We start from the raw sequence: 13,570 nt of genomic DNA on the forward strand, positions 1-13,570 counted from the left end.
AAGTAAAAATTAACAAAATGACAACATTTAATTAATTTAATAATATCAATTGGTCTTGTACCAAACTAGAGGCTAGTATTAACACATGGGTAGATTAGGCAGCGTAGAGCACACTAAAGAGCGTGTTGAATCGGAGCTACAACCACCTTCAATGTATAAGGTCGTGTTAAATAACGATGATTACACACCGATGGATTTTGTTATTGAAGTGCTTCAACGCTTTTTTAACAAGGATGAACAGCAAGCCACAGACATCATGTTGGCTATCCATCACCAAGGTAAAGGAATATGTGGTGTTTTTTCATTTGGGATCGCTGAAACCAAAGTCTTACAAGTAAATCAATTTGCCAGAGAAAACGAACATCCGTTGCTGTGTACATTAGAAGCCGCATAGTGAACTTGCTGTTCACAACCGGTAACTCTGCAGTATTTGAGTATTTTTAGGGGGTGCTATGCTAAACAAAGATCTTGAAGTCACCTTGAATCTCGCTTTTCAACAAGCTCGAGATTCACGTCATGAATATATGACAGTAGAACATTTATTATTAGCATTAATTAATAACCCATCGGCTAAAGAAGCACTATTAGCCTGTGGTGCAGATCTGTCTCGTTTACACGAGGAAGTATCTAACTTCATCCAACAAACAACCCCATTAATCGCTGACACCACAGAAGAACGTGAAACTCAGCCTACCTTAGGCTTTCAACGTGTGCTTCAGCGTGCAGTATTTCATGTGCAGTCATCAGGTCGTAATGAAGTGACAGGTGCCAATGTCTTAGTTGCTATTTTTAGTGAGCAAGAGTCTCAGGCTGTATATTTACTGCGTCGCTGCGAAATAACGCGTTTAGATGTGGTTAACTATATCTCCCACGGTTTACCAAAAGACGATAGTGACGAAGAGATAAATAACCCAGAAGCCAGCGAAGAAGGCACTGAAGCCGGTGAAGATAGAAGTTTATTGGCTCAATTTGCTACAGACTTAAATCAATTATCTAAAGATGGGGTCATAGACCCACTCATTGGCCGTGATGATGAAGTTGAGCGTGCGATTCAAACCTTATGTCGTCGTCGTAAAAATAACCCATTATTGGTCGGTGAGGCTGGTGTGGGTAAAACAGCCATTGCTGAAGGTTTAGCCTACCGTATCGTTAATGAGCAAGTACCTGATGTTATCAAAGATGCTACTGTGTATTCGTTAGATTTAGGCTCATTACTCGCTGGCACTAAATACCGTGGTGATTTTGAAAAACGCTTTAAAGGGCTATTAAAAGAGCTGGCCAAAAATGAACATGCGATTTTATTTATTGATGAAATTCATACCATCATTGGTGCAGGTGCCGCTTCAGGTGGGGTAATGGATGCCTCAAATCTGTTAAAACCTTTGTTATCCAACGGCTCACTTCGATGTATGGGCTCAACCACATTCCAGGAATACCAAAGTATTTTTGAGAAAGACAGGGCTTTAGCCCGTCGTTTCCAAAAAATTGATATTAACGAACCTTCGGTTGCTGAAACCACTAAGATTTTACTGGGACTTAAATCAAAGTATGAAGAACATCATGGGGTTCGTTACACTCAGGCTGCAATCAGTTCTGCGGCCAGCTTGTCAGCTAAGCACATTAATGACCGTCACTTGCCTGACAAGGCCATTGATGTGATTGATGAGGCGGGCGCTAGAATGGTGATGCTGCCAGCTAGCAAACGTAAAAAAACCATCGGTCAGCCAGAAATTGAAGCCATTATTGCCAAAATAGCACGTATTCCTGAGAAGTCCGTATCGTCTACTGACAAAGATTTACTTAAGAACCTTGAACGTAACCTTAAGATGTTGGTATTCGGGCAGGACAAAGCCATTGAGGGCCTTAGCTCTGCCATACGTTTATCTCGAAGCGGCTTAGGTGCAGAGAAAAAGCCTGTGGGCAGTTTCTTATTTGCCGGCCCTACTGGGGTGGGTAAAACCGAGGTGACTAATCAGTTGGCATCATGTTTAAACATGAAGCTTATCCGTTTTGATATGTCTGAGTATACCGAAAGACATACGGTTTCACGTTTAATTGGTTCACCACCCGGTTATGTCGGTTACGAGCAAGGCGGTTTACTTACTGATGCCGTAATTAAAAACCCGCATTGTGTGGTGCTGCTAGATGAAATCGAAAAAGCTCACCCTGACATTTATAATTTGCTGTTGCAAGTCATGGATCACGGTACCTTAACCGATAATAACGGTCGCAAAGCAGACTTTAGAAATGTGACCTTGGTGATGACCACCAATGCTGGCGTTCAAGAGTCTATCCGTACTTCAATAGGCTTTAAGCAACAAGACAACAGCCTTAATGCGATGTCAGAAATTAATAAAGTGTTTTCACCAGAGTTTCGAAATCGTTTAGATTCGATTATTTGGTTTAATCATCTTGATATGACCATTATTGCTAAGGTTGTCGATAAGTTCCTTATTGAGCTGCAAGCGCAGTTAGATGAGAAGCGTGTCACCCTCGAGGTCACTGATGAAGCGCGCACTTTATTAGCTGAAAAGGGTTACGATAAAAATATGGGCGCTCGCCCGATGAGCCGTGTTGTTACTGAGTTAATCAAACGACCATTGGCTGATGAAATCTTATTTGGCAAGCTTGAAGCTGGTGGAATAGCAAAAGTTGATGTCAAAGATAATGAGCTGGTGATCAGTTGCGAATGTGAAGAGAAAGTCTCTTAAACCTTGTTAATTATTTGGCTCAAATAAAAATGGCTATCTGTTTTCAGATAGCCATTTTTTCTTGACGTTAATCGCCTAATTACTATTACTAAAAATTACTGCTAATTCTTAGTATTTGCCAGGATAGCTAGCAAATAAAAAACCCGACATTAAAGCCGGGTTTTTAATATATGAGGCAGGATTAACGTGCGCGGAAGACGATACGACCTTTACTTAAATCGTAAGGAGTCAACTGAACAGTGACTTTATCACCCGTTAAAATACGGATGTAGTTTTTGCGCATCTTGCCAGAAATGTGTGCTATCACTACATGACCATTTTCAAGTTCTACGCGGAACATTGTATTTGGCAAGGTCTCAAGGATAGTGCCCTGCATTTCAATGTTGTCTTCTTTCGCCATTAATTGGTTACCTTTATGCCTTCAAATATAAAAAATTCGCCGTATCATGCCGTAAAAAGCGCGAGCTGTAAAGGCTTGAAACACTAAAGCATAGGTTCTTTTTCAATATGTTGCCATCCTTGAGCTGTTAAGATTTGATAAGGACGATATAAACGCTTGTAATTCATTTTACGATTTTCATCAATTTGGTAGCCTAAATAAAGAAATTGCTTATGTTTTTGCTGCGCGAGCTGGCATTGCAATAAAATCATATATGACCCTAACGAACGTTTTGCATATTCGGGGTCAAAATAACTGTAAATTGCCGACATTGAATGCGTCATCATATCGGTTACAGCAACGCCAATGAGCTTTTGTTGGTCATAAACTTCAATGAAGGTATCAGGTAGCCACTGGCAAGCAAGAAAGTCGTTAAACTGGCTCTCAGAGGGAGGATACATAGGACCATCAAAATGGCGACCAATAATATATTGTTCATATAATTGATAATGTGCCGCCGTACGCTCGTGCGTAACTTTCCAGGTTAAATCTTGATTATTCTTTAAGGTTCTTTTTTGTCTTTTGGATACCTTAAACTGGCCAACATCCACTCGAATGGACTGACAAGCCTGACAGCTAGGACATCTGGGTTTGTAAATTGAACTGCCATTACGTCTAAAACCCATTCCTAACAATTGTTCGAATAAGTTTGCGTCAAGTTCAGACTCTTGAATAACAAGTAATTGCTCTTGTAAACCGTCAATATAATTACAATCAAACGGCTGGGTTAGGCCAACGCTAATGCTTCTAGAACTCAAAATAGACCTCTTGTTGTAACCAAGTATCATCGTTAATAACTTGATTTCGTAATTGTTTTAGTTGAGCTAAAAATGCTTTTCTGGGAACGTCTACGGCGCCTAAATTGGCTAGGTGAGGGTTCATAATTTGTGCATCAATGAGTTTAAAACCCTTGTCGAATAAATGCTGGTTGAGCATAGCAAAGGCCGCTTTTGAGGCATTAGATTGACGATGAAACATTGACTCGCCACAAAACACGCTTCCCACTGCAATGCCGTATAAGCCGCCAACTAGCTCATCATTATCCCACACTTCAATTGAATGTGCTTTTCCCAGTTTATGCAGCTGTATATAGGCCTGCTGGATGTCAGATGAAATCCAAGTGCCTTGCTGTGTGAGCCTAGGTTGTGAGCAAGCATGGATAACCTCAGTGAAGGCTTTATTAATACTAAAGCGCCATGGACTTTTTTTGAGCAGCTTTAACATACTTTTATTTACTGCATGTCGCTTGGGGATAAAAATGGCTCTAGGATCTGGTGACCACCAAAGGATGGGGTCGTGTTCATTAAACCAAGGGAATATGCCTTGATAGTAGGCTTCCACAAGGCGTTGCGGGCTTAAATCACCACCAACAGCTAGTAAACCATTGGGATCTGACAATGCTTGTTGTGGATCAGGAAACAAAGGCAGTTTATTTAAATAGGACAGTGAGTTCACAATTGAGTATATTAATGAGTAGACCTTATGCATACGTTAGCGGAATTTTGCCTATGTTGAAACTCACAAACTGTTCTCGAGCACTTTTTAGTGCGATTTTGTTTATCTTAATCTCAGTGCCAGCAAGTGCGGCCTACGACCGAAATCAAGCTGTCCCAGTAGAAAAGGTTGTCTACGGCCAAGTTGAATCAATTAAACATGTCACTCAAACCCAGTTGGTGGAAGATCGAAATGTTGGCTGGAAAACATTTGGCGGCGCCTTGGTGGGCGGCGTTATTGGCCATCAATTTGGTGGTGGCTCAGGCCAAGATGTTGCAACTGTGCTTGGTGCGTTAGTGGGCGGCGCTGCTGCAAATCAGTATGGAAACACGACCAGAACATTAGAATATAAACTCATTGAAATGATGATAAACCTTGATGATGGTAGCCAAGTGATGGTGATTCAAGATCAAGATCCTGGCATGGCATTTAACGCAGGTGACGAAGTGAGGGTGGTTTATCTAAAAGGCTATGTCAGAGTTGATTTAGCCATGTAAGTCTGGATGTAATTTACACAATAAAAAAGGACACAATAAAAAAGGAGCCTAAGCTCCTTTTTTATTGTGTAAACGCACCTGAAACTAGAAACCGCGAGGTAAGGTACTTTTACCTGCCGCAGCTAGTTTTTCACGCCATAATTCTTTTGGCGTTTTACCACCAGAAGTTGACGTTGCTGGTGTACTTGCAACTTTAACAGCAGGCTTTTTAGCAACTGCTTTTTTTGCGACAACTGCTTTAACCGGCTTATCTGCTACAGGCGCAACAGCGGTTTGACCTTGTGTGGCTTCAAGGTGCATTTTCTCAAGTTCGCTAAAGCGTATCGACTTGCCGCCATCAATTTTGTACCAACTGCCTTTCTGTTCAATTTCAACAGATTTACCAGTTTGATTTTCAAGAGCCGCGGTTAATTCAGCGATAAGCGCTTCTTTTGTCAAGTTTGACATTTTGAGACCTATTTTTATTTATTGAATAGTTTATTTAATGTGTTCAACATCCCGTGGGCTAATTTTAATGTTTAATGTACTTAAAAGTCCAATTTATGCAAAAATCGCTCAGCTATTAGCCAATCTTAACAAGGGTTTTTCAATAAGTATTGGTCTGCGTTACACTATTACTATCAATAAATTTAGGGTTAGTTTTATGTCATTAACGTCTGTATCTCGCCAACAATTGTCTAAATATCTCAATGATTTTCTGAATGTGAATCAGTTTAAAGATTACGCTCCCAATGGGCTGCAAGTGCAGGGCACTGAACACATCAGCACGATTGTGACTGGCGTTACCGCTTGCCAAGCATTAATCGATCAAGCTGCAGCATTAAATGCAGACGCGATTTTAGTGCACCATGGTTTTTTTTGGAAAAATGAACCCGAAGTGCTTACTGGTATGAAATACCAAAGAATAAAATCACTAATGACCCACGATATGAATTTATTCGGCTATCATTTACCTTTAGATGCACATCAAACACTGGGTAATAATGCTGAATTAGCTAAAGAATTAGGTATTGTCGATGTTGAGGTGTGTACCGATATACCGCAAAATTTACTATGGCAGGGGAAATTTCCTCAGCCATTAACTGTTGCACAAGTTAATGCATTATTAACAGAGAAGCTTAATCGAGTGCCATTACACATTGGTGACGAGACTGAGGTTATTTCATCTATTGCTTGGTGTACTGGCGGGGCGCAGGATTATATTGATCATGCTGCAGGCTTGAACGTTGACGCCTTTATCAGTGGTGAAGTGTCAGAAAGGACCTTTCATTGCGCTATGGAGCAAGGGATCCATTACTTTGCCGCCGGTCATCATGCTACAGAGCAATTTGGTATAAAAGCTTTAGGTGAACATTTAGCCAATGAATTTGGTTTAACCCATCACTATATTGATATTGTGAACCCTGTGTAATGTTTGTCACCTGAGCGCAAAATAACTACAGATAAGGAATAAATGGATGACTGAGTATTTTTTACAAGCGTTTATATATTTATCAGCTGCAGTTATCGCCGTACCATTGGCTCAGCGTTTAGGGCTTGGCTCAGTGCTTGGCTATTTAATTGCCGGACTGGTCATTGGTCCCATCATCGGCCTTGTTGGCAGTGAAACCAGCACCATTCAGCATTTTGCTGAATTTGGTGTAGTGATGATGTTATTTCTGGTGGGCTTAGAGTTAGAGCCTAAAATGCTGTGGTCCATGCGGCATCGTCTTATTGGCATGGGCGGCTTACAAGTTGGCTTGTCAGTGGGCGGTGTGATGGCCATTGCGATGTTATTTGATATTCAATGGTCAATCGCATTAACCATAGGTTTGATTTTTTCATTGTCTTCAACAGCAATTGTATTGCAGACCTTTAATGAAAAAGGCTTAATTAAAACGCCTGCCGGTCGAAATGCATTCTCAGTGCTTCTGTTTCAAGATATTGCCGTGATCCCCATGTTGGCGTTAATCCCATTGCTAGCGTTACCTGAATTAGTCGCAGTGACACAAACAGCGGTGTCTGAGGCAGCAGCCCATCATGAAGAGTTATCCTTGGTGGCTGAACTCTCCAGTGGTGTGTATGCCATCGTTTTAGTGCTCTCAATCGCTTTTGTTATTTTTGGCGGCCATTATTTAACTCGACCCATTTTTAAATTTGTTGCAGATTCTGGTGTCAGAGAGATTTCAACTGCTGCGGCATTATTGTTAGTTATTGGCATTGCGGCATTAATGAGTTTGGTTGAGGTTTCACCTGCTTTAGGCACATTTTTAGCAGGTGTGGTACTGGCTAATAGTGAGTTTAAGCATGAACTTGAGGCGAATATTGCGCCGTTTAAAGGTTTATTACTGGGGCTATTTTTCATTACCGTGGGGGCGGGGATTGATTTTGACATCTTATGGCAATATCTAGGAGCCATTTTAGCCATTACTTTTGGGGTGATGTTTTTAAAGGCATTGGTGTTATTTATATTGTCTTTTATATTCCGAATTACAGGTAGTGATAGGTGGCTGTTTACCCTAAGTCTCGCTCAAGCGGGTGAATTCGGTTTTGTGTTATTGAGCTTTAGCCAACAAAATGATGTATTACCCATTCATATCGCCCAGCCATTATCTATTGTGGTTGCCTTGTCGATGTTTTTGACTCCAGGCTTATTCATCTTCTATGAAAAGTTTATTGTGCCCAAATATGAAAAGAACTCAAACGAGCGGGAACAAGATACGGTTGATGAGCAAGGTGTGGTGATCATTGCCGGTATCGGTCGTTTTGGTCAAATAGTCAATCGATTACTGTTATCTAACGGGGTGAAAACGGTTGTACTAGACCGTCAGGCATCCCAAGTGGATACATTGAGAAAAATCAAAACCAAAGCCTTTTATGGTGATGCCACCAGGCCTGATTTATTAGAAACAGCAGGTGTTGCCAACGCTGCCGCCTTTGTAATTGCCATTGATGATCAGCAAAGTAGTATTGAGTTGGTTAAGTACCTTAAACATAAATACCCACAGCTTAAAGTCATCAGCCGTGCTTTTGACCGTGGTCATGGGCACTTATTGCGAGAAGCTGGCGCAGATTTTGTCGAGTCAGAAACCTTCCACTCCGCCCTGAAAGTTGGTGCGGCGTCGATGCGGGCAATGGGATTTTCTGATGAGTTAGTCAGTCAGCAAAAGCTAACATATCAAAGAGTTGAAAAAGAAGCGGCAGATGCCTTATATAAAGAATGGTTGAAGCGACCTGAAGGTGAACGCTATGGCAATGATTTCATCAGTCTGTTTATGCTTTACGAAGAGCGAATGAAGCAAGCCATTGAAGCAGATACAGAGGCTTATAATAGCCGTAACTTTGCCAAAGAGGCGCCTTGTGATAGCTCTGATGATTGTCAAAATCCAAGTCAAAAACCATCTCAAAGTCCAGTATAAATCTCAGCCTAAAATCTGAGTGCTAGTGCCATAAAAAAGGCCATCTTTCGATGGCCTTACTATTCAAGCTTTGTTGCTAATTACATGACTCGCATGCCAGGTTTCGCGCCTGCATGAGGTTCTAAAATCCAGATATCTTTTCCACCAGGGCCGGCGGCTAATACCATGCCTTCAGATTCACCGAACTTCATTGTACGTGGTGCAAGGTTGGCAACCATCACAGTGTGTTTGCCAATCAAATCTTCTGGTGCGTAAGCAGATTTAATGCCTGCAAAAACCTGCTTGGTTTCGCCGCCTAAATCTAACTCTAAACGGAGTAGTTTATTGGCTTTTTCAATATGCTCAGCTTTTGAAATAAGCGCGATACGCAAATCAACTTTGGCAAAATCATCAAAAGTAATTTCAGGGCTTAGGGGCTCTTTCTCAAGCTCAGTTTGAGTAGCTTCCGGCGCAGCATCAGTCACTTTACTTGCAGTTACTTGTAAGTTTTCAGTTGATGCCTCAATGATAGCTTCAATGCTTTTCATTTCAATGCGCTGCATTAATGCTTTAAACTTAGCAATTTCATGGCCAGCTAGATCTACAGCTAAATTATCCCATGTTAATGGCGTCTGTAAGAAAGCTTCAACATTGTCAGCTAGCTTAGGTAGTACCGGTTTAAGGTAAGTGACTAAGATGCGGAACAAGTTAAGTGCATTGCTACACACTTGATGGGCTTCATCTTGCTTGTCTTCTTGCTTGATTAACTGCCAAGGCGCGGCATCAGCAACATAGGCATTTGCCATGTCAGCTAAAGCCATAATTTCGCGCATCGCTTTACCAAACTCACGAGTCTCATATAAATCAGCAATGATATCCTGTTTAGCTAAAAAGGCCTCAGTCAAAGTCATATCGTTGATTTTAGCTAACTTGCCGTCAAAACGTTTACTGATAAAACCAGCGGTACGTGAGGCTAAGTTCACTAATTTACCAACTAGATCAGAGTTCACTCGCTGTGCGAAGTCTTCTAGATTTAAATCTAAGTCATCAACACGGCTGTTTAATTTCGCCGCGTAGTAATAGCGAAGATACTCAGGATCTAAATTATCTAAATAAGTACGCGCTTTAATAAACGTGCCTTTTGACTTAGACATTTTGGCACCATTTACCGTAACATAACCATGTGCATAAACAGCAGTAGGTTTACGAATACCCGCGCCATCTAGCACTGCAGGCCAAAATAAACCGTGGAAGTTGACAATATCTTTACCAATGAAGTGATAAAGCTCTGTTGTAGAGTCTTTTTTCCAAAATTCGTCAAAATCAAGGTCACCACGTTTATCACATAAGTTTTTAAACGAGCCCATGTAACCGATAGGTGCGTCTAACCATACGTAGAAAAATTTACCTGGTTGCTCTGGTATTTCAAAACCAAAATAAGGCGCATCACGGGAAATATCCCATTGCTGCAGACCTTGTTCGAACCATTCTCTTAGCTTGTTGGCGATTTCAGGTTGTAGTGAACCTGATGCAAGCCATTCACTTAACATGGTTTCAAATGCAGGTAAGTCAAAGAAGAAATGTTCACTGTCCTTCATTACTGGCGTAGCACCTGACACGACCGAGTAAGGATTGATTAAATCTGTGGTGCTATAAGTCGCACCACAGTTATCGCAGTTATCACCATATTGATCTTCACTCTTACATTTCGGGCAAGTGCCTTTGACAAAGCGGTCTGGTAAAAACATTTCTTTTTCAGGATCGAATAATTGAGAAATGGTTTTGGTTTTAATGTAACCACCATCACGCAACTTCAGATAAATATCGCTGGCAAGCTCACAGTTTTCTTTACAGTGCGTGCTATGGAAGTTATCAAAGTTGATATTGAAATCAGCGAAATCTTGTTCATGTTCTTTTTGAACTTGAGCAATCATTTCTTCTGGTGTAATACCCAGTTGTTGGGCTTTCAGCATGATTGGGGTGCCATGGGCATCATCTGCACAAATATAGTGACATTCATGTCCACGAAGTTTTTGGTAACGAGACCAAATATCAGTTTGAATATACTCAAGCATATGACCTAAATGGATAGGACCATTTGCATATGGGAGGGCACTTGTCACCAGAATTTTACGTTGTGAATTTGTCATTTTGTCTCAACAATCGATTACACCAAATATATGTTGATGATACTAACCGATCAAAGTGATTATTTCATCAAACAACAACAAAATGGGCTAAATTTGCGCTCATTTTTCTTGAATTCTGGTACACTTGAACAAATTTATCGCTGGGAGTTCTGCTTTTGTCTACTTCGCATACAGATTATCAATTAAGTGCTGACCTATTAGGTCCCGTGTTGAGTATTTTAGATGCATATCAAGATCCATATTTAGCCGAAGGGCTTGTATCTGCAGGTTGTGTCACTAAGCTTTCAATTGAAGGCAAACGTTTATCACTTGGGTTAGTTTATCCATACCCATGTATGACGCAATATCGTGATACTGTCATGGATGTGACTAAAAAATTAGCCGTACTTGATGCTATTGATGAAGTAGAGTGCGAAATTGATTTTCAGCCAAGAGTATTTTCTGCGGTTAGCTCTGTAGCGCCATTGCCAAATATTAAGCAAGTCATTGCTGTGGCTTCAGGTAAAGGCGGCGTGGGTAAATCAACCACGGCAGTTAACCTTGCATTAGCTTTAAAAGCAGAAGGTGCTGAAGTGGGCATCTTAGATGCTGACATTTACGGTCCTTCAATTCCTATGATGCTGGGTTTACAAGGTTTTAAACCGACTTCACCTGACGGGAAAATGATGACCGCAGCCAGTGCTCATGGCATTACTGCCCAATCAATCGGCTTTATGTTAGGTGATGGCGAAGCTGCAGTATGGCGTGGCCCAATGGCGGCCGGTGCTTTAAATCAGTTATTAACTGAAACCCAGTGGCCAGAACTTGATTATTTGGTTATCGATTTACCACCTGGAACCGGTGATATCCAATTAACCCTTTCGCAAAAATTTCCTGTGAGTGGCACGGTTGTGGTGACTACACCGCAAGATATTGCCCTTGAAGATGCGAAAAAAGGCATTACCATGTTCCAAAAAGTGGATATCCCAGTGTTAGGGATTATTGAGAACATGAGTTTTCATTTATGTCCAGAATGTGGCCATAAAGAACACCCATTTGGTACTCATGGTGGCAGTAAAATTGCCGAGCGTTATGAAGTACCGTTATTAGGTGCTTTGCCGCTTAATATCAACATTCGTGAATCAATGGATGAAGGTAACCCTGCAGTTGTGAGTCAGCCTGATTCTGAAGTGGCAGGGGTTTATCGTGAGATCGCTCGTAAAGTTGGGGCTCAACTAGCCAAACAACAAAGTAAAAAGACAGTATCAATTAGTATTTCAGACGACGAGTAAGGTTTTAAATAATGAATTCTCCGCAATGTGTCATTATCGGTATCGCGGGTGCGTCAGCATCAGGTAAAAGTTTAATTGCTCAAACTATTTTTGAAGAGTTAAAGCGTGATTTAGGTACCGACCAAATTGGCGTAATCAATGAAGATGCCTATTATCGCGACCAGAGCCATTTATCAATGGAAGATCGTGTTAAAACCAATTATGACCACCCTAAAGCATTAGATCATCAGTTGTTGGCTGAGCATCTAAAACAGCTAAAACGAGGCGAGTCGGTTGATATTCCTTGCTACAGCTATAAGGAACATACTCGTATTGGCAAGACCTTAGATATGCAACCTAAAAAGGTGATTATTTTAGAAGGTATCTTATTATTAACGGATCCTAAACTGCGTGAATTAATGGATGCCAGTGTATTTATGGATACGCCGTTAGATATCTGTTTTTTACGTCGTCTATCACGTGATGTTGCTGAGCGCGGGCGTACCATGGAATCTGTGATTTCTCAGTATAAAGCGACCGTTAGGCCGATGTTTTTACAATTTATTGAGCCATCTAAGCAACATGCTGACATTATCGTGCCTCGTGGTGGTAAAAACCGTATTGCAACCGATATTCTTAAAGCAAGAATACAGCATTTATTGGCACGCTAGATATTAGCACGCTTAATATAGCCGTGTTTTGCGGATTAAAATTGTATTAAGATAAAATGATGACACAGAAAGGCTCCTACAAATGGGGCCATTCTTTTGTGTAAAACCGCTTGAATCGACATGCTAATATCAAGCTGGCAGTCAGATAACACTCAGGAACGAGAATGGCATCAGTATTTGTTAATGGATTACCACAACAGCAAATTAACCCACTGGATAGAGGTTTAGCCTACGGTGATGGTGCATTTGCCACCATGCGTGTGTTACAGGGTAAGGTGTTATTCATTGATGAACATATTGAGCGATTGCAGCAAGCATGTTTGCGTTTGGGCTTTGCATTACAAAATCAACTTGAGTTAATAAATCAGCTTGAGCAGCACGGCCAGGTTTTAAACCAAGGCTGTATCAAAATACTCATTAGCCGCGGTGTAGGTGGTCGAGGTTACAGTGCCCCAGACATTGTGGAGCAAACAAGCGTCATTTCCTTACATGATATTCCCGCTCACTATCAGCAATGGCAACTGCAGGGGATCAGTTTATCTTTAGCGGCGATTAGCTTAGCGCGCCAACCAATACTTGCTGGGATGAAACACCTTAATCGGCTTGAGCAAGTGCTGATAAAGCAAAACCTATTACCACAAGGTTGCGATGACTGGCTGGTACTTGACACCGATGGCAATGTGGTTGAATCATCAATGGCCAATGTCTTTATTGTAGAAGGCCAAAATGTTTATACCCCAGCAATCAGCCACAGCGGTGTATCAGGGGTGATGCGACAACAAGTTATTATCGCGTTATTAGAAAACAACATTAACGTTTACGCTGAACCAATCAGCTTATCCAGGCTTAAGCAAGCAGATCATGTTTTTATCAGCAACAGCCTGTTGGGCGTTGTTAATATTAATCATCTTGATGATAACCAATATTCCAGCTGGCCTATGAGCCATAACTTAATTAAACAGTTACAATTATCACTCTAAT

Annotated in this window: 13 protein-coding genes; 8 read left to right on the forward strand and 5 right to left on the reverse strand. The window is 41.2% G+C overall.

What is annotated here, in order from left to right; translation table 11 throughout:
• Nucleotides 1-85 precede the first annotated feature (85 nt).
• Both clpS and clpA read left to right on the forward strand, forming a co-directional pair.
• Nucleotides 86-394, forward strand: coding sequence for an ATP-dependent Clp protease adapter ClpS (gene clpS, locus BCU57_RS05115; RefSeq protein ID WP_102437870.1), 309 nt, complete (start codon nucleotides 86-88; stop codon nucleotides 392-394).
• A 58-nt stretch (nucleotides 395-452) separates the two neighbouring features.
• A complete protein-coding gene (clpA, locus tag BCU57_RS05120; protein WP_102437868.1) occupies nucleotides 453-2,711 on the forward strand; it encodes an ATP-dependent Clp protease ATP-binding subunit ClpA in 2,259 nt (752 codons plus the stop codon).
• Between the two features lie 181 nt (nucleotides 2,712-2,892).
• Here the strand turns inward: clpA and infA are convergent, their stop codons facing one another.
• The 3 genes from infA to aat all read right to left on the reverse strand — a co-directional run bounded on the left by infA (nucleotide 2,893) and on the right by aat (nucleotide 4,605).
• Nucleotides 2,893-3,111 (reverse strand): translation initiation factor IF-1, encoded by a 219-nt coding sequence (infA, locus tag BCU57_RS05125; protein WP_011496276.1) that lies wholly within the window; start codon nucleotides 3,109-3,111, stop codon nucleotides 2,893-2,895.
• An 83-nt stretch (nucleotides 3,112-3,194) separates the two neighbouring features.
• A complete protein-coding gene (locus BCU57_RS05130; protein ID WP_102437866.1) occupies nucleotides 3,195-3,938 on the reverse strand; it encodes an arginyltransferase in 744 nt (247 codons plus the stop codon).
• On the reverse strand, nucleotides 3,898-4,605 hold the full coding sequence (gene aat, locus BCU57_RS05135; RefSeq protein WP_102437907.1) for a leucyl/phenylalanyl-tRNA--protein transferase: 708 nt from the start codon (nucleotides 4,603-4,605) through the stop codon (nucleotides 3,898-3,900). Before aat ends, BCU57_RS05130 begins: the two co-directional genes overlap by 41 nt.
• A 53-nt stretch (nucleotides 4,606-4,658) precedes the next feature.
• Between aat and BCU57_RS05140 the strand changes: the two genes are divergently transcribed.
• A complete protein-coding gene (locus BCU57_RS05140) occupies nucleotides 4,659-5,141 on the forward strand; it encodes a glycine zipper 2TM domain-containing protein (RefSeq protein WP_102437864.1) in 483 nt (160 codons plus the stop codon).
• Between the two features lie 84 nt (nucleotides 5,142-5,225).
• Here BCU57_RS05140 and BCU57_RS05145 read toward each other — a convergent pair whose 3' ends face one another.
• Complete coding sequence (locus BCU57_RS05145) at nucleotides 5,226-5,588, reverse strand: hypothetical protein (protein WP_102437862.1); 363 nt, start codon at nucleotides 5,586-5,588, stop codon at nucleotides 5,226-5,228.
• Between the two features lie 196 nt (nucleotides 5,589-5,784).
• Here BCU57_RS05145 and BCU57_RS05150 point away from each other — a divergent pair, with 196 nt between their 5' ends.
• A complete protein-coding gene (locus BCU57_RS05150) occupies nucleotides 5,785-6,552 on the forward strand; it encodes a Nif3-like dinuclear metal center hexameric protein (RefSeq protein WP_102437905.1) in 768 nt (255 codons plus the stop codon).
• Nucleotides 6,553-6,598: 46 nt separating this feature from the next.
• The gene (locus BCU57_RS05155; protein WP_102437860.1) at nucleotides 6,599-8,539 is read left to right on the forward strand and encodes a monovalent cation:proton antiporter-2 (CPA2) family protein; all 1,941 of its coding nucleotides are present in this window, start codon (nucleotides 6,599-6,601) and stop codon (nucleotides 8,537-8,539) included.
• Nucleotides 8,540-8,619: 80 nt separating this feature from the next.
• On the opposite strand, the gene metG is transcribed toward BCU57_RS05155, so the two are convergent.
• On the reverse strand, nucleotides 8,620-10,668 hold the full coding sequence (gene metG, locus BCU57_RS05160; protein ID WP_102437858.1) for a methionine--tRNA ligase: 2,049 nt from the start codon (nucleotides 10,666-10,668) through the stop codon (nucleotides 8,620-8,622).
• A 155-nt stretch (nucleotides 10,669-10,823) separates the two neighbouring features.
• Between metG and apbC the strand changes: the two genes are divergently transcribed.
• The 3 genes from apbC to pabC all read left to right on the forward strand — a co-directional run bounded on the left by apbC (nucleotide 10,824) and on the right by pabC (nucleotide 13,569).
• Nucleotides 10,824-11,939, forward strand: a complete 1,116-nt coding sequence (gene apbC / locus BCU57_RS05165) for an iron-sulfur cluster carrier protein ApbC (RefSeq protein WP_102437856.1) — start codon at nucleotides 10,824-10,826, stop codon at nucleotides 11,937-11,939.
• 11 nt (nucleotides 11,940-11,950) lie between these two features.
• Nucleotides 11,951-12,589, forward strand: coding sequence for a uridine kinase (gene udk, locus BCU57_RS05170; RefSeq protein ID WP_102437854.1), 639 nt, complete (start codon nucleotides 11,951-11,953; stop codon nucleotides 12,587-12,589).
• Nucleotides 12,590-12,753: 164 nt separating this feature from the next.
• A complete protein-coding gene (gene pabC / locus BCU57_RS05175; protein ID WP_102437851.1) occupies nucleotides 12,754-13,569 on the forward strand; it encodes an aminodeoxychorismate lyase in 816 nt (271 codons plus the stop codon).
• Nucleotide 13,570 lies beyond the last annotated feature (1 nt).

It is taken from the genome of Shewanella sp. 10N.286.48.B5, from assembly GCF_002874355.2.
In the GTDB taxonomy this organism is placed as follows: Bacteria; Pseudomonadota; Gammaproteobacteria; order Enterobacterales; family Shewanellaceae; genus Shewanella.